At 43.8% G+C, this 17,690-nt stretch carries 14 protein-coding genes; 6 read left to right on the top strand and 8 right to left on the bottom strand.

The genetic code is table 11. The features are described 5' to 3' along the window. Nucleotides 1–90 precede the first annotated feature (90 nt). On the bottom strand, nt 91–1,719 hold the full coding sequence (gene prfC / locus V7K98_RS03115; protein WP_335019368.1) for a peptide chain release factor 3: 1,629 nt from the start codon (nt 1,717–1,719) through the stop codon (nt 91–93). 123 nt (nt 1,720–1,842) lie between these two features. Between prfC and V7K98_RS03120 the strand changes: the two genes are divergently transcribed. After that, complete coding sequence (locus V7K98_RS03120) at nt 1,843–2,202, top strand: DUF4870 domain-containing protein (RefSeq protein WP_335019369.1); 360 nt, start codon at nt 1,843–1,845, stop codon at nt 2,200–2,202. A gap of 359 nt (nt 2,203–2,561) precedes the next feature. Beyond that, complete coding sequence (gene hemB / locus V7K98_RS03125) at nt 2,562–3,542, top strand: porphobilinogen synthase (protein WP_335019370.1); 981 nt, start codon at nt 2,562–2,564, stop codon at nt 3,540–3,542. A 349-nt stretch (nt 3,543–3,891) separates the two neighbouring features. On the opposite strand, the gene V7K98_RS03130 is transcribed toward hemB, so the two are convergent. Next, nucleotides 3,892–4,578 carry a response regulator gene (locus tag V7K98_RS03130; RefSeq protein WP_335019371.1) on the bottom strand — a complete coding sequence of 229 codons (687 nt, stop codon included), beginning with the start codon at nt 4,576–4,578 and terminating at the stop codon, nt 3,892–3,894. A gap of 321 nt (nt 4,579–4,899) precedes the next feature. On the opposite strand from V7K98_RS03130, the gene lipA reads away from it, so the two are divergent. Both lipA and V7K98_RS03140 read left to right on the top strand, forming a co-directional pair. Beyond that, a complete protein-coding gene (gene lipA, locus V7K98_RS03135; RefSeq protein WP_335019372.1) occupies nt 4,900–5,820 on the top strand; it encodes a lipoyl synthase in 921 nt (306 codons plus the stop codon). Nucleotides 5,821–6,032: 212 nt separating this feature from the next. Continuing rightward, nucleotides 6,033–6,182 (top strand): photosystem I protein PsaX, encoded by a 150-nt coding sequence (locus tag V7K98_RS03140; RefSeq protein ID WP_335019373.1) that lies wholly within the window; start codon nt 6,033–6,035, stop codon nt 6,180–6,182. Nucleotides 6,183–6,203: 21 nt separating this feature from the next. On the opposite strand, the gene V7K98_RS03145 is transcribed toward V7K98_RS03140, so the two are convergent. Further along, nucleotides 6,204–7,070, bottom strand: coding sequence for a branched-chain amino acid ABC transporter permease (locus V7K98_RS03145; RefSeq protein ID WP_335019374.1), 867 nt, complete (start codon nt 7,068–7,070; stop codon nt 6,204–6,206). A gap of 205 nt (nt 7,071–7,275) precedes the next feature. Here V7K98_RS03145 and hrmK point away from each other — a divergent pair, with 205 nt between their 5' ends. Both hrmK and larE read left to right on the top strand, forming a co-directional pair. Next, nucleotides 7,276–9,105 (top strand): hybrid histidine kinase/response regulator HrmK, encoded by a 1,830-nt coding sequence (gene hrmK / locus V7K98_RS03150; RefSeq protein ID WP_335019375.1) that lies wholly within the window; start codon nt 7,276–7,278, stop codon nt 9,103–9,105. 153 nt (nt 9,106–9,258) lie between these two features. Further along, nucleotides 9,259–10,092: an ATP-dependent sacrificial sulfur transferase LarE gene (gene larE / locus V7K98_RS03155; protein ID WP_335019376.1), complete on the top strand. Its 834-nt coding sequence runs from the start codon at nt 9,259–9,261 to the stop codon at nt 10,090–10,092. A gap of 10 nt (nt 10,093–10,102) precedes the next feature. Here larE and V7K98_RS03160 read toward each other — a convergent pair whose 3' ends face one another. The 5 genes from V7K98_RS03160 to psaA form a co-directional block, all read right to left on the bottom strand. After that, a complete protein-coding gene (locus V7K98_RS03160; RefSeq protein ID WP_335019377.1) occupies nt 10,103–10,465 on the bottom strand; it encodes a DUF4864 domain-containing protein in 363 nt (120 codons plus the stop codon). A gap of 21 nt (nt 10,466–10,486) precedes the next feature. Then, entirely contained in the window at nt 10,487–11,542 is a 1,056-nt protein-coding gene (locus V7K98_RS03165) for an SGNH/GDSL hydrolase family protein (RefSeq protein ID WP_335019378.1), read from the bottom strand. A gap of 895 nt (nt 11,543–12,437) precedes the next feature. Further along, complete coding sequence (locus V7K98_RS03170; protein WP_335019379.1) at nt 12,438–12,908, bottom strand: REP-associated tyrosine transposase; 471 nt, start codon at nt 12,906–12,908, stop codon at nt 12,438–12,440. Between the two features lie 171 nt (nt 12,909–13,079). After that, nucleotides 13,080–15,305: a photosystem I core protein PsaB gene (gene psaB, locus V7K98_RS03175; RefSeq protein ID WP_334830434.1), complete on the bottom strand. Its 2,226-nt coding sequence runs from the start codon at nt 15,303–15,305 to the stop codon at nt 13,080–13,082. Between the two features lie 120 nt (nt 15,306–15,425). After that, entirely contained in the window at nt 15,426–17,684 is a 2,259-nt protein-coding gene (psaA, locus tag V7K98_RS03180; RefSeq protein WP_265273060.1) for a photosystem I core protein PsaA, read from the bottom strand. Between the last annotated feature and the right edge of the window lie 6 nt (nt 17,685–17,690).

Genomic DNA, 17,690 nt, shown 5'->3' on the forward strand with positions numbered 1-17,690 from the left:
ATCTCTTCTAAGTGATCCACGTTTGGGCAAAAGCGCGAACCTCGGATGCAGTGGAACTCAACCGCGCCCAAGTTTTGCTTGTCAAGTGAATTATTCTTCCACTGGTTGTTGACTAGAAAATACTGGAGCGATCGCGCTTAATTTTAACTCTGGATGGTCGCCGAGCAACTGTTGACAATTCCATTCATTACGGAATAACAACACTGGCCGTCCCATACTGTCCTTAACTGTAGTGGTATTGAATATTCGTCCCACTTTTTCTAATGCTTCCCAACCACCCTCAACCCAACGGGCGACACTGTAGGGTAATACATCTAATATGGTTTCTACACCATACTCGTTTTGTAAGCGAAACTGTACCACTTCAAATTGCAACTGGCCAACCGCCGCCAAAATTGGATCGCGCTTGGCTTCATCATTTGAATACATGATTTGCACAGCACCTTCTTCTCGCAATTCCGCAACACCTTTTTGGAATTGTTTAGATTTCGAGGGGTTGGGATTCCTCAGAGATGCAAACAGTTCCGGCGAAAAATACGGAATCCCTTCATATTCGAGCTTTTGTCCCGTGTAAATTGTATCCCCGATCGCAAAAACACCGGGATTGTTCAAACCAATCACATCGCCAGGATAAGCCACATCAATCGATTCCCGCTCTTGAGCAAAGAGTTTTTGCGGGCGAGATAGACGGATAAGTTTACCGATGCGGGCGTGATTCACCATCATATCTTTTTCAAACTTACCAGTACAGACCCGGATAAATGCGACGCGATCGCGGTGTTTCGGGTCCATGTTCGCTTGCAGCTTGAAGACAAACCCCGAAAATTCTGGGTATGTAGGGGCAACTTCGCCAACACTGCTGTAATGAGAACCGGGTTTCAGGGCATAGTCGAGGAAATACTTGAGGAATAACTCTACCCCGAAGTTAGTCATAGCGCTGCCAAAGAACACAGGTGTCATTTTGCCTTCGTGTACCAACTGCAAATCTAGTTCTGGCCCAACTCCTTCTAAGAGTTCCAGATCGTTTTTCAGTTGGTGGTAAAGGCTTTGTTCTAGCTGTTCTTCTATTTTCGGATCGCCTAATTCGACTACCGTATCGCGGGCTTCTCGGCTGCCGTGGGCGCTGCGTTCAAACAGGTGAATTTGTTGTTTATGTCGGTCAAAAACACCTTTAAAGCGATCGCCCATGCCAATCGGCCAGTTGACTGCATAGGTTTGCAATCCCAATTCTTGCTCAATTTCATCCAACAATTCCAGAGGTTCTCTTCCGGGGCGATCGAGCTTATTGATAAATGTAAAAATCGGGATACCCCGCAACTTACATACTTCAAACAACTTGCGGGTTTGGGGTTCCAAACCTTTTGCCGCATCAATTAACATCACTGCATTATCGGCAGCCGCGAGAGTGCGGTAAGTATCTTCACTGAAATCTTGGTGTCCGGGAGTGTCTAATAAATTTATTTGGCAATTCTTGTATTCAAATTGCAACACCGTGGAGGTAATGGAAATACCCCGTTGTTGTTCCATCGCCATCCAGTCAGAGGTAGCCTTACGCTGTGCCCGTCGTGCCTTAACTGCTCCAGCTTCGTGAATCGCACCTCCGTATAAAAGTAGCTTTTCTGTTAGTGTAGTTTTACCAGCATCAGGGTGAGATATAATCGCAAAATTGCGTCGCAGTTCAACTGCTTGAATAAGTTCAGACTGAAGTTCAGTAGACATAAATGTATTTGTTTGTTAGCTAACTTAATTTTTTTGACTCTAGTAAGTCTTTTAATCTTAAGACAACGATGCTCGTGATAGGGTCGTAGTGTAATCAACAATCTGATTAAATAGGAGAAAGCAATGTACGACACAGACAAGCGAAAGCTTCTATCCGCCTTGGCGCATGGATCAATTTTCTTCAGTACAACACTGGTATCTGTCGGTATCCCGATCGCCATACTGTTTGTATCTGATGATCCTGTTGTTAAAGAAAACGCCAAAGAATCCATCAATTTCCACTTTAATGTCTGGTTCTATGGTGCAATTCTGGGAGTGCTGTTTTTTCTCCTCGGTTGGTTACTCTTACCTCTATTATTACTGGGCCCACTAGCCGGTCTGGGATATCTATTGCACTGGGGATTAACAATTTGGGCGCTCATCGGTGTTTTCAGTAATCCTGATATACCCTTCCGTTATCCCTACATTTTTCGATTTCTTTAGAACAAATTATTATTGGGTATTGGGCATTGGGCATTGGGCATTGGTAATTGTCAGTTATTTGCTACTAAATACAAAATTTAATTAATTCGTAGCGAATTCTCTGCGTGCCTTTGCGTTTAAATTTCAACCCTCAATTCCCATTGTGAATTTTGAATTGCTTACTATATTGTTTTTTTTCCAGTCCGTCGGATAAGTGCAACCAAGCTGTAGAATACAAAATTGCCCCACAACTTGATTAAGAGTAGGGCAAAGTACAGTTAAGCACTGTTTGTAGTCTGTCTGACGGCAGGAAAATTTTAACCTGCTTTTGTGACGCTTTGTTTTGTGTCCATTTGCGTTGTTTTTCTTCATAAAATTTTATGTTTCCTACACATCGTCCCCGTCGTCTGCGTACTAATCCTCAATTGCGCCGGATGGTTCGTGAAACTGTTTTAACAACAAGCGATTTAATCTACCCATTATTTGCCGTACCAGGTGAGGGAATCGCTAATGAAGTGAAATCCATGCCCGGAGTCTACCAACTTTCGATAGATAAAATTGTCGAAGAAGCCAAAGAAGTTTATGACTTAGGAATTCCTTCTATTATTTTATTTGGTATTCCGGCTGATAAAGATGTCGATGCCACTGGTGCTTGGCATGATTGCGGTATCGTCCAAAAAGCAGCGACGGCGGTAAAAACAGCAGTGCCAGACTTGATTGTAATTGCCGATACTTGTTTATGTGAGTACACTAGCCACGGTCATTGTGGTTATCTGCAAGTTGGTGATTTAACAGGACGAGTTTTAAATGACCCAACTTTGGAATTGTTGAAGAAAACAGCAGTTTCTCAAGCGAAAGCAGGTGCTGATATTATCGCGCCATCTGGGATGATGGATGGATTTGTCCAGGCAATTCGTGTCGGTTTGGATGAAGCCGGATTTCAAGACACGCCGATTTTGTCTTATGCTGCTAAATATGCTTCGGGTTACTATGGCCCATTTCGGGATGCAGCAGACTCGACACCGCAATTTGGGGATAGAAGAACTTACCAAATGGATCCAGGTAACGGGCGCGAAGCAATTAAAGAGATTGAATTGGATATCGCCGAAGGTGCTGATATGCTCATGGTTAAGCCAGCTTTGGCATACATGGATATTATCTGGCGCGTGAAGGAAGCAAGTAACTTACCAGTTGCGGCTTACAATGTTTCTGGTGAGTATGCGATGGTGAAAGCTGCGGCTCTCAATGGTTGGATTGATGAGGAGCGAGTAGTTATGGAAACTTTAACTGGATTTAAACGTGCTGGCGCAGACTTGATTTTGACTTACCATGCCAAAGATGCGGCTCGATGGTTGAAGTAGACTAGACAGTTGAATAATCAATAAATCTTACGCAGAGGCAAGGCAGCACCATAGGAATCAAATTTTATCACCAAATCAAGGGTTTAAGACCCCTACGTCTATACGTAGTATCAGTTGGAGTTGGGGATTTCAACCCCAACTCCAACTGTCTAAAATGTTTGAAGTAATGAGTAATAAGTAATGAGTAATGAGTAAATACCCGTTACTTATTACTCATTACTCATTTATTTTTAATTTCTCTTACGCAAAACGTAGGGGCAGTTCATGAATTGCCCCTACGTATAATTTTTTCCTGTTTTTGGATTTGGTTGTCACCGATGATTTGTCAACATAATAATGAACACAAATGCTACTTGATTTTTTGTTTAATAAAGGTAACAACCTGAGTTAGCTGTTTCTTCAAGCCCTCGATTTCAGCTTGCATTTTGACAATTTTCTCATTTAATAAATTAATTTCTGCCTCAGAGACTCCTCCAGCAGTAGGAGTTGCGTTGCTTGCCGCCGTAGGCATTGCAGTACTGGCAGCAGTAGGTATTGCTACCGTAGCAGTATTTGCGACGCTAGGGGCTGCTACCGTCGCAGTTGCGACGCTAGAAGTTACAACTGTGCTATTTTTAACAGCAACCCCGGCTCCAACTGCGACTAATTCTGGGCGCGGCAGTTTCGCCTTGGTCATAGCTAACTTAATTGCGTTAATTAGTTGCTTTTGATCAAAAGGCTTGCCCAGAAATTCAAAGTATTCAAAGGGTTCCGCGATCTTCTCAGTTACTTCTTCCTTGCGACCTGACATGAGCACCAAAGGAATTTTCCTTAATTCCGGATCGGCTTGAACTTTCTGGAAAACCTCCCAGCCACTCATTTTAGGCAACAGGAAATCCAGCATAATTAGGCTGAGTTTTTCCTGAAGAATAAAATTTAGTCCTTCTAAACCGTCTTTTGCTTCCAGTACCTCAAAATTGCCCGGAGGCAACATTTCGCGTACTTTTACCCTGACAACTGTAGTGTCATCGATAACTAAAATCTTGTTGCTTGCCACGACTGTTTGCTCTAACAGAAACTTTAAGTGTAAATAGCGACTTTGCCGATTGTCCTTGAGAATCCTCCCACTATATACAAAATTTCTAGCAATTGGGGGATAGTATATTTCGGTATAAATGACATTGCTAGAGGTGTTTTGTAAAACTTTTGCTTGCGCTCTTTTCGATTTATGTCATGGTGATATTTAAGGCTTTAGCTTTGTTCTAGGGCATAAAGCATATAAGCACACGGAGACACGGAGATATTAAGACCGTTTTCTGTGTCTATTCTTGTCCATTGAAAGACCATTACTTTATATCCGTATCTTGCTTGGATGTCTATGATTTCGTCACAACAAGCCGAACTAAAGTCTGAAATTGCGGCAATGCCTAGCTGGTTACGTCGCCCTATCGGTAAAGCCAGTGAAATATCTACCGTACAACGCATTATTAAACAGCGCCAAATCCACACAATTTGCGAAGAAGGTCGCTGTCCCAACCGAGGAGAGTGCTATGCTCAAAAAACTGCAACTTTCTTGCTAATGGGGCCTACTTGCACTCGCTCTTGTGCTTTTTGTCAAGTAGATAAAGGTCATTCACCCATGCCTCTTGATTTAGAGGAACCGCAAAAGGTAGCAGAGGCTGTACAGCTTTTGGGATTGCGTTATGTAGTACTGACTTCTGTCGCCCGTGATGACTTGCCCGATCAGGGCGCAGGTCATTTTGTGGAGACGATCGCTACTATCCGCCAATTAAACCCAGAGACTCAAATTGAAGTGCTGACTCCAGATTTTTGGGGTGGTGCTGGTGTTGGGGAATCAGGTCAACGCCAACGGATAGCGATGGTTGTGAAAGCTAAACCAGCATGTTTTAATCACAATATCGAGACAGTGAGGCGATTAACTGGGCCAGTGCGTCGGGGAGCTAAATACGATCGCTCACTCTCGGTACTAGCTATGGTCAAAGAAATCGATTCGACAATTCCCACTAAGTCAGGTTTGATGCTGGGACATGGTGAAACACTTGATGAAGTTATTGAAGCAATGGCTGATTTAAGGGCTGTGGAGTGCGATCGCTTGACTCTCGGACAGTATATGCGTCCTTCCTTAGAACATCTCCCAGTCCAAAAATATTGGACTCCAGAGGAATTCGATCAACTCGGCAGATTAGCATGGGAAATGGGATTCAATCATGTCCGTTCTGGGCCTCTGGTTCGCAGTTCCTATCATGCTGGAGAGGAGGGAGTGGGGAGTGGGGAGTAGGGAGTAGGGGAGATGAGGGGGATGAGGGAGCAGGGGAAGCAGGGGGAGAAGAATTAACCAATTTTCCATTCCCAATGCCCAATGCCCCATGCCCAATGCCCCATGCCCAATGCCCAATTCCCAAATTCACACAAATATTCTTAAAGAATTTGGGTATTTGGTACGCCAGTTTGGTATTTCTTAGAAAGTCATGACATTAGGAGAATCGGATTATGACCGCTAAAACAACGAAGAATCCTGCAAATTCCCCATTTGCCGACAGTGGAGCTAAACCTCCCTATGCCTATCGCACAGGCTGGGCAATATTCTTGTTGGCTATCAATTTCCTGGTAGCAGCCTGGTATTTCCACATTATTGAATAGTTAGAAGTGGAGAGGTGCTGCTCAAATCGTTCCTTTGAATAAACCTTTGGGACGAATGAGCAGCACCAAAATCATGATTAACAGTGCTACACCTTGTTTGTACTGTGAACCCAACCAGGGGGTGCTGACTTCTTGGACAATGCCAATGATAAAAGCTGCTGCGATCGCACCGTAAGGATTGCCAATCCCCCCAAGAATCACTGAGGCAAATAACGGTAAAATTAAGAACCACCCCATATTTGGACGCACGGCTGTAATCAACCCATACATACTGCCGCCCAATGACGTAAGAGTGCCGGCAATTAACCAAGTCCAAAAAATTACTCGATCGACATTGATACCTGAAACCCTTGCCAAGTCGAGATCGTCAGCAACTGCTCGCATCGCCTTACCAATTTTGGTATTTTGCAATAGGTAATGCAGCCCCAAAATTGCTAGCACCGCTAACCCCAATACCAATAATTGATTTTGCGGTACTTTTAACCCAAAGATATCTAAAGCTGTGGTGACAGGTAAATTATAATTTTGGTTCTTGCCACCCCAGATCAAAATAATGCCATTGCGAAGAAATAAGGCAAGTCCGATAGAAATAATAATCAGTGTAGTGGAAGTAGCACGTATAGAGCGCATCTTTGACCACAATAGCTTTTCCGATAACAGCATTCCTGCTACTGTTCCTACCGCCGCCAGGATCATTGACAGCCAAATATTTACTCCAATACTATTGATCAGCCAAGTGAGATAGGCTCCTAAAGTTAAAAAGTCACCATGAGCAAAGTTAGATAACCGTAAAATTCCATAAGTAAGAGTCAGTCCAACTGCGGCTAGAGCAATAATGCTCCCCACCGCAATCCCATTGACGATTAGTTGGGCGAATTGTGTATCCATAAGTCTTAAGTTGCTTTAAAAAATTTTAGGTCAGTGGTTCATATAATAATTTTTTTAGAATAGCTGCTAAATTTGACATCATAAGTTATGGTTTATAACAACATAAGTTATGTTTTATAAATAAAAAAGAATTGTCCGCTAATATACATAAAATCCTTTTCGGATTTTTATGTGAAGCTAAATTTGTTAAGCGGTCTAGTTGACCATGCAGCAGTACTCAAGCTTATCAGACCAGAACTCACAGATAGATGCAACGCCAAAAGTTTTGACAAGAATTCAGCAACTTCGCGCCAAGTTGTGGCTGGAGAGCAGCTTGAACCAGTTGCAAAGTCGCCTTAATCAGTATCTGCTTTCTGCTTGTAACAATGTCCTACAGGCAGAAGCCGCAGAAGCAGAAATTCTCCAAGCTGTGGTTAACGAGATTAGCAGCGTTGTAAACAGCAGTAATCTGGCGCTTACAGATTATGCCGTTGGCATCGCTCTGTTTCAACCACAAGAAACTGTTGCCACAGTTTGCTATGTTTCTGGTTCTCCATCCCCAAACTCACAACCTTTATTTTTAGATGTGCCGACAGCAGAAAAAAAGCTGCTGTTGAAATTGCAAGAGATTATAGAACTGGAAGATTTGCAGAAACTTGAGAATCAACAGCCACCAAGTGCTTGGCAGTTAGCTGATGATTCTGGCAGCATCATGGGCTGGCTAATTATTGCCGCAGCGCCCCTAAACTGCGATTGTAAGTCGCTCATAGAATCACAAGATCAACTTAGATCGGAATTGATGGCTAGGTGTGCCAAGCACTGTACTACAGCCTTGGTACAACTCAGGCATATTCTATCTTTGCAGCAACAATATCAACATTTAAGTAACTCCAATCAAGAATTGGAGCGCACCAATCAACTGAAAAACCAGTTTTTGGCAAACACCAGCCACGAAATTCGCACACCGCTTAGTTCTATTATTGGGTTTACCCATCTGCTTTTAGCTCCAGGGTTTGAACCAACTAAAGAACGCCAGCTAGAGTATTTACATATCATTCAGTCTAGCGGCAAGCATTTACTAGCTCTGATTAATGATATTTTGGATCTCTCAAAAATTGAAGCAAATCAGCTAGAGGTGCAGTGGGAAAGTATAGATGTGCCTCTGCTATGTAACAATGTTTTGGCACTGGTGAAAGAGAAAGCCGCTAATAAGGGTTTAAAACTGTGCCTAGAAATTAACCCCGATATCACAACCCTAGTAGCCGACTCTTTGCGACTTAAGCAAATGCTGTTGAATTTACTCTTCAATGCCTTAAAGTTCACAAGCATTGGAAGTGTTGGCTTACAGGTTTTTCCTGAAGGTGTATCTGTACATTTTACAGTTTGGGATACTGGCAGTGGGATTTCTCAAGAAGACCAAACTCAACTATTTGAACCTTATTTCCAAATTGCTAAGGCTGTCGCTGGTGGTGCTGAAGGGACTGGTTTGGGTTTAGCAGTGACTCGCAAACTTGCCCAAATTCACGGTGGTTCTGTGAAAGTGGAATCTGAAGTAGATCGCGGTTCGCGTTTTACCCTTGTACTTCCCCTTCAGCAAGAGGCGGGAGATGAGGGAGATGAGGGGGATGAGGGGGATGAGGAAGCAAAATACTTCTCATCTCCTCTGCTTTTCACCCCTAGTCATTCTGTAGATATTTTGCTGCTAGAAAATGACTTACCCAACGCTGATTTGATGCAAATTTATCTACGGAAATTGGGATATCAGGTGACTTGGGTTGAGAATGCTGTGGAAATGTGGGATATTTTGACACAGCTAGAACCAGCAGTGATTTTGATGGATGTTTGTCTACCAGATGAAAATGGTCTTGATTTGATCCAAAAACTGCGAGAGAATGAGCAATATCAGGCGATTCCGGTAATTGTTCAAACAGCAATGGCGATGAAAGGCGATCGCGAAATCTGTCTAGCAGCTGGAGTAAATGATTATATTTCTAAGCCGATTGATTTACCACTTTTAGCCAGTCTGGTAGCCAAGTACAGCAAACCGCCAGTATAAGGAAAGCAGGGAACAGGGAACAGGGAAACAAGGGAAATAAGCAATGCCCAATGCCCAATGCCCAATGCCCAATGCCCAATGCCCAATGCCCAATAACAAAATGACTACAATAAAAATGTGTTGGGTGCTATAGGGTTTGAGTAGGATTGGGAAATGATGCTGATAGAAAAATTTGAGCAATTAAAAGCCTTATTTCAAGAGATGGAGCAGGCGTTGATTGCCTATTCTGGGGGCGTTGATAGCACTTTGGTTGCTAAAATTGCTTATGATGCATTGGGCGATCGCGCTTTAGCTGTTACGGCTGTTTCTCCTTCGCTGTTGCCAGAAGAGTTGGAAGATGCCAAAATTCAAGCCGCAACTATTGGGATTGCTCATAAAATCGTCCAGACTCACGAGATGGAAAATCCCAATTACACTTCTAACCCGGTTAATCGCTGCTATTTTTGCAAAAGTGAGTTGCACGACACTCTCAAACCTTTAGCTTTACAGTTGGGTTATCCCTACGTAGTAGATGGGGTAAATGCCGATGATTTGCATGATTATCGCCCAGGAATTCAGGCGGCGAAAGAAAGAGGGGCGCGATCGCCTTTAGCCGAAGTAGGTGTCACTAAAGTTGAAGTTCGCCAACTTTCGCAACAACTCGGTTTACCTTGGTGGGATAAACCCGCTCAACCTTGCCTAAGTTCCCGGTTTCCTTATGGTGAAGAGATTACTGTTGCTAAGTTACAACGAGTTGGGAGAGCAGAAATTTTCTTAAGAAAGCTAGGTTGGCAAAATTTGCGCGTGCGATCGGAAGGGGATACAGCACGCATTGAATTATCACCAGAGCAAATTAAAGATTTTGTGTTGATGACAGATTTACAAAAAGTAGTTTCTGTATTTCAGGATCTTGGATTTCTTTACGTAACGCTGGATTTGGAAGGTTATCGTAGTGGTAAGTTAAATCAGGTTTTGAATAATCGGGAAGCCTTGGGCGTTAAATTATAAAATTTTGGTTCTATATTTCTTTAGCTTCTACAGAAACTAGAAAGCAGCCGTTAATCCTCCAGGAATTATCCGGCTGTTTTTCCATAAAATATAAAGCTCTAAAGGGAACTCCATCGGGGGCAAGTAGTAGCACTGGCTGAGTTATGTTTCCCTGGATGGTTGTTATCTTCTCAAAAAAGACAGAACGAGGACGGTATACTGCTGGGTAGCTTATCTTCACCATCTGCATAAAATTTTCTGGAGTGCCAAATTGCGCCTGAATTCCCGGACTGGCGAAGGCAAAAGCGCCTTGGGCATCATCTTTTTGAAAAGCTGCCAATTGGTGTTCAATTAGCGAACGGATGGCGATCGCATCGTTGTTGGTAACTTCCATAAATATAAAAGTAGCGATCGCTCAATCTTCACGCTGAGTCAGCTTGTATTCTATCTGCTGTAGTGCCGAGCGCCAAACATCGTAACCCTCTTGTGACAGGTGCAAACCATCTGTGGTTAACTCTGGGCGCATATTGCCTTCCATATCCGTAAACCAGCTATAAATATTTAGATAATTAGCGCCTTCTTGTTTGGCAATCTGGGTTAGTTGGGTGTTGATGTGACGAATGCGGCTATTGGAAAGTTTTGCTAAACGAGTAGGCAAAATTGATTGAACAATGATTTCAGTTTTTGGGTGAGCATCCCGTAAACGACGGACAATTCGGCGATAATTACGCAAAATTGTGTCATCGCTAGCGCCTTTTCGTAAGTCGTTAATCCCAGCCATGACGTAAATTACATCGGGGCGGGTTGCCGAAAATGCTCCCAATCTTCTTAAAACGCCACTGGAAGTATCTCCAGAGATGCCTTGATTGAGCCACAATTTCCCACTAGGCAGTTTTTCTCTAGGAAACCACATGCTCAAAGAATCACCAACTAAGATACTTAGATGATTTGATCCTTGACCTTGAGCGATCGCTCTAGCTTCTAAAGCGAGTAAACTTTTCCAGTCATCATAAGTTAGTTGACGCTTCCTGATCGACTCCCACAAAGATTGCAAATTATCACTATTTGTGCGTGTATAAATCTGACCTGTTTTCAAAGCCGCCAATCTTTCGTAGTAAAGTTGATTACCAGATGTCAGTGAAATACCCGTTGCTTGAGCGCTGGGGTTGACTGATGATTCTCTTGAGGCTGGTAATCCTTTACTACTAAGTTCGGGTACGCTAGAGACGTTTTTCTCGTCTACCGTCGGCTGTGAATTTTTTAGGGGTTGGAACGCTTGCCCACTGAGTTCTGGTAAGGAGAGATCAACACTGGGGATGATTTGTCTACTTACTATTACCTGCGAACCTTGTTTTAAATCCCACAGGAATCTCGAACTTTCTGGCAGGACAATTGACAAATGTGGAAGAGCCGATGCTGGTATTGCTAATCCTGTTAACAATCCTGCTGCCAACAGATAAGGATCCCTCATCGCTTTCTCTCTCCTCTACTCACTCTTTTCCCTATCACAACATTATTCGCCTGCATTCAGGAAAATTTTACTTCGGTTAAGTTATTATTCTTATTTACACTGTATAGTTCTGTAAAGTGTGTTGAGGAGATTATCTTTGACAATTTACGATCTCTTTAAAGTACGGTTTTTTCGGTGGTATACAAGTGTGATTTGCGAGAATACGGTACTAAATGCAATATTTTCACAAACTAACTATTTCGTAGAACTCGGTAGTCACAAATATTATAAGTGTGTATAACTTTGGCGATTATATCATAGATGATCTGCCCTTCATGAGCAAGTAAAAAATTATTCTTACTGATATTCGAGAACTTACTTAAAAAAAGTTAGGCTCTGAAATTGTTTTGGCATAATTCTGGAATCATTTTCAGGATTGTCAAATAGTATACATATTACGTTGACATCACAAAAGTTAAATTTATTTTCATCCAAAATTTGGCTCTTAACTTTGATGGGATAATTAGAGCTTGATACAGATTATCCAGTATTAGAGCAATTCCTGTACTTCTTTTGTAGTTTTGTCTATATAATTTCAAGTTTATGTTTGCTTTTACAAGTATGAGTTAAAACATATTTAAATTAAGTTTTAACTATATAAAATAACTTCATTGTAAGTGCTAATATTTACGCTTAATCATTTGTCTTGTTTTGCTGCTAATAACTTTTGAGTAATTTCGGGAATGAACACTTGATAATTACTGTGGTGAAAATCTGTATAGTTTGCTTTTGTAATTTTCCATATATGCAAAAAAATATCCAATAATCTCTTGTGGGGTGGGCATCTTGCCCGCCCATAACTAAGTGCGGGCAAGATGCCCACCCCACAAGAGAAGAGAGAATGTGATGAGTGAGATTATTCAGGGAGTTGCCACAAGAAGGGGTAATTTTCTGGACTTGATGAGAGTCCTGCTTTTACAGGATTTTGTCTGATATATTCCCAATATTGTTGAAACTCTTCATCGTTCCTAACAATATGGTCATATCTTTCATCTTGCCATACTGTTCCTATATGTTTCATCCCTTTGGGAATTTGTTTAGCACTATAACCTTTAATACTTTTCATAATGCTACTCAATGACCAAAACTCATTTTCCGACTTGAGTAATGGCTGAATGAGCAGATGCACATGATTTGTCATGACCACAAAGACAAATATTCGATATCTATTTTTATCAAAAAACAAGCAGGAATTAAAAACTATTTCTCTAGCTTCTAGGCTAAGTTCTAACTTTTCCCAAGTATTAAAGGTAATGAGATAAACCACCCCTTCTAATTCCCAATGAGGTAATCTTCTTTGAAAAATTTTCAACTTTGGCTCTTGCATTCAGAATAGAAAACTATTTGTACTTTTCTGTAACTTTTCTTTCTTGTGGGGTGGGCATCTTGCCTGCCCCTTCCTTTATTTTTCCCATCCTCCTATCCAAAACCCACAAAAAAAATCCCCCACCTTGCGGCAGGGGATTTTTATTACTTATCTACAAAACTAGTAGCCGAATTAACCGAACTTACCAGCAGTAGAAGCAATCAAGAATGCGGCGTAAGTCACGATGTAGCCAACAGTGAAGTGAGCTAGACCAACTACACGAGCTTGAACGATAGACAGAGCAACGGGCTTGTCCTTCCAGCGAACCAAGTTAGCTAGAGGAGTGCGTTCGTGTGCCCAAACAAGGGTTTCAATCAACTCTTGCCAGTAACCTCTCCAGGAGATTAAGAACATGAAGCCAGTAGCCCAAACTAGGTGTCCAAACAAGAACATCCAAGCCCAGACAGACAGGTTATTCACGCCGTAAGGGTTGTAACCGTTAATCAACTGAGCGGAGTTAGCCCAGAGGTAATCGCGGAACCAGCCCATGAGATATGTAGAGTTCTCATTGAACTGAGCTACGTTGCCTTGCCAAATACCGAGATGTTTCCAATGCCAGTAGAACGTAACCCAACCAAGGGTGTTCAGCATCCAGAAGGTAGCAAGGTAGAAGGAATCCCATGCTGAGATGTCGCAAGTACCGCCACGACCGGGGCCGTCGCAAGGGAAGGCATAGCCGAAGTCCTTTTTATCGGGCATCAGCTTAGAACCACGGGCATCCAAAGCACCTTTGACTAAGATCAAGGTGGTGGTGTGCAGACCTAGAGCGATCGCATGGTGTACCAAGAAGTCGCCAGGCCCAATGGTCAAGAACAGGGAGTTAGTACCAGCATTAATTGCATCTAACCAACCTGGCAACCAAACGTTAGCGTAGTTAGGCCATGCTGTGTAAGCAATACTATCAGGGTTAGATAGCAATGTATCTAAACCGTAGAGTACCTTACCGTTAGCAGCTTGGACGAATTGAGCAAATACTGGCTCAATCAAGATTTGCTTTTCAGGTGTACCGAAAGCAACAACTACGTCGTTGTGTACGTACAGACCAAGTGTGTGGAAGCCTAAGAAAAGAGATACCCAGCTGAGGTGGGAAATAATCGCTTCTTTGTGCTTCAGCACGCGGTCAAGTACGTTGCCTTTATTTTGTTCTGGATCGTAATCACGTACCCAGAAGATTGCACCATGAGCAAAAGCACCAAGCATCAAGAATCCAGCAATATACTGGTGATGCGTGTACAACGCTGCCTGAGTAGTATAGTCCTTCGCAATAAATGCGTAGGAAGGCATGGAGTACATGTGCTGCGCTACTAGGGAAGTAACAACACCTAGCGCTGCTAAGTGCCAACCCAATTGGAAGTGCAATGAGTTGTTGTAGGTGTCGTAAATACCTTGGTGAGGTAGGTTAAACGGCCCTTCAACTGGAATACCAAAGAAACTCTTGGCATTCAATGCTTCTTTGAGACTGTGACCAATCCCAAAGTTTGTCCGGTACATGTGACCAGCAACGATGAATAGGACTGCGATCGCTAAATGGTGATGAGCGATGTCAGTCAACCACAAAGCTTCTGTCTGAGGATGGAAACCACCCAAGAAGGTCAGAATTGCAGTTCCTGCACCTTGGGATGTACCAAATACATGTCCGGTGGTGTCAGGGTTTTGAGCGTAAACAGCCCAGTTGCCTGTAAAGAATGGTGTCAAACCGGCTGGGTGGGGTGGTGTGTTGAGGAAGTTATCCCAACCTACGTGCTGACCGCGAGCTTCGGGGACAGCAACGTGAATTAAGTGACCAGCCCATGCCAATGAACTAACACCAAACAAACCTGCTAAGTGGTGGTTTAGGCGATGTTCCGCGCTCTTAAACCATGCCAAGCTAGGACGGTACTTGGGTTGCAAGTGCAGCCAGCCAGCAAACAACATTACAGCAGCGAATAACAGCAAGAAAACTGAACCGTTGTACAGTTCGCCGTTATTCCGCATACCGATGGTGTACCACCAATGGTAAAGACCAGAGTAGGTAATGTTTACGGGATTACTAGCGCCCGCTTGGGTAAAAGCTTCGATCGCTGGTTTACCGAAGTGGGGATCCCAAATCGCATGGGCGATGGGACGGATGTGAAGGGGATCTTTAATCCACTGTTCAAAGTTACCTTGCCAGGCCACGTGAAACAGGAGGCTGGATGCCCACAGGAAGATGATTGCCAAGTGACCGAAGTGAGTTGCGAAAATCTTTTGGTAAAGATTTTCTTCCGTCATGCCATCATGGGTTTCAAAATCGTTGCCTGTAGCGATCGCATACCATATCCGACGAGTCGTCGGATCCTGTGCGAGATCCTGGCTAAATTTTGGAAATTTTGTCGCCATAGGTTTAATAAATCCTCTGACCTTTAGCCATCAAATATCAGCGTCTAGAGTCCTGAGTTCTGAGTCCTGAGTTCTGAGTTTTGACTCAGCACTCAGCACCCAGCACTCAATAACTGATTGCTACCCTACTGAAAGGATGTGTGCATGGAAGAATGCCCAAGTTGTGGCAATTCCTCCTAAGAGGTAGTGAGCTACCCCTACAGCCCGACCCTGAATAATACTCAGAGCGCGAGGCTGAATTGCTGGAGCTACCTTCAGTTTGTTATGTGCCCAAACAATGGACTCAATCAGTTCTTGCCAGTAGCCGCGACCACTGAACAGGAACATCAAGCTGAATGCCCAGACAAAGTGAGCGCCTAAGAAGAGTAGACCATAGGCAGATAGCGCGCTGCCGTAGGAATTGATGACTTGTGTAGCTTGTGCCCACAAGAAGTCACGTAACCAACCGTTGATGGTAATAGCACTTTGGGCAAAGTTACCACCAGTGATGTGAGTCACGGTACCATCTGCATCTACGGTTCCCCAGACATCTGATTGCATCTTCCAGCTAAAGTGGAAAATTACAATTGATATGGAGTTGTACATCCAGAATAGTCCGAGGAATACGTGATCCCAACCGGATACTTGGCAAGTACCGCCACGACCTGGCCCGTCGCAAGGGAAGCGGAAGCCCAAGTTAGCTTTGTCTGGAATCAGACGAGAGCTACGGGCGTACAGCACACCTTTGAGCAGAATTAGGACGGTGACGTGGATGGTGAAAGCGTGAATGTGGTGAATTAGGAAGTCGGCTGTGCCCAAAACAATGGGTGCAGCTGCCACTTTACCGCCAACAGCCAAAATACCGCCGCCAAAGACATAGCTAACTGGTTCTAGGGCATTAGGTGCAGTTGTACCAGGAGCCAAGGCGTGGATATTTTGTATCCACTGGGCAAATACCGGCTGCAATTGAATCCCTGTATCAGAGAACAAGTCTTGAGGACGACCCAATGCGCGCATTGTGTCGTTGTGGATGTAAAGTCCAAAGCTATGGAAGCCGAGGAAAATAGACACCCAGTTTAGGTGAGAAATAATCGCGTCGCGGTGACGAATCACCCGATCCAGCACGTTGTTTTGGTTCACAACAGGATCGTAATCCCGCACCATGAAGATAGCAGCGTGAGCCGCTCCACCAACAATCAAGAAGCCACCGATCCACATGTGGTGTGTGAATATGCACAACTGCGTAGCGTAATCAGTTGCCAAGTATGGATAGGGGGGCATCGCGTACATGTGATGCGCGATGATGATGGTCAGTGAACCCAAGAAGGCTAGGTTAGTAGCCAATTGAGCGTGCCAGGATGTGGTCAGGTTTTCGTAGAGACCTTTGTGACCTTCACCAGTGAAAGGGCCTTTGTGGTTTTCGAGGATCTCTTTAATGCTGTGACCAATACCCCAGTTGGTGCGGTATTGATGACCAGCAACGATAAAGAGAACTGCGATCGCTAAATGGTGATGCGCGATGTCAGTCATCCACAAGCCGCCTGTTACTGGGTTCAGACCGCCCTTGAAGGTTAGGAAGTCAGCATACTGACCCCAATTCAAGGTGAAGAAAGGTGCTAAACCAGCAGCAAAGCTGGGATACAACTCGGTCAACAAGTCTTTGTTCAAGATGAACTCGTGGGGCAAGGGGATGTCTTTGAGAGCAACACCTGCATCCAAAAGCTTGTTGGTCGGATTGGACACGTGGATTAAGTGACCTGCCCATCCCAAGGAACCACAACCTAGCAATACTTGCAAGTGGTGATTCAGCATGGACTCCACATTCTGGAACCATTCCAGTTTAGGAGCGCGTTTGTGGTAGTGGAACCAGCCGGCAAATAGGAATAAGCCTGCTAATACCAACCCACCGATCGCAGTTACGTAAAGTTGGAAGGAGTTTGTAATCCCCCAACCACGCCATACTTGGAACAAACCGGAGGTGATTTGAATGCCGTGGAAACCACCGCCAACATCACCGTTTAAAATGTCTTGTCCGACAATGGGCCAAACGACTTGAGCGCTAGGCTTAACGTTCAACGGGTCACTTAGCCAAGCTTCGTAATTAGAAAACTTCGCGCCGTGGAAAATCATTCCGCTTAACCAAACCATCACTACGGCTAAGTGGCCGAAGTGGGCTGAGAATATCTTGCGGGATATGTCTTCTAAATCGCTTGTATGTGTATCGAAATCATGGGCGAGTGCGTGCAGGTTCCAAATCCATGTGGTGGTTTTGGGACCCCTGGCTAAGGATCTGTCAAAGTGTCCAGGTTTTGCCCATGCCTCGAATGAGGTTGGAACTGGATCGTTATCGACGATGACTCTTGCCTTCTTTTCCTCTCGCTCTGGAGGACTTATTGTCATTTGACC

Origin of the sequence: Nostoc sp. (assembly GCF_036917435.1) — a bacterium.
In the GTDB taxonomy this organism is placed as follows: Bacteria; Cyanobacteriota; Cyanobacteriia; order Cyanobacteriales; family Nostocaceae; genus Nostoc.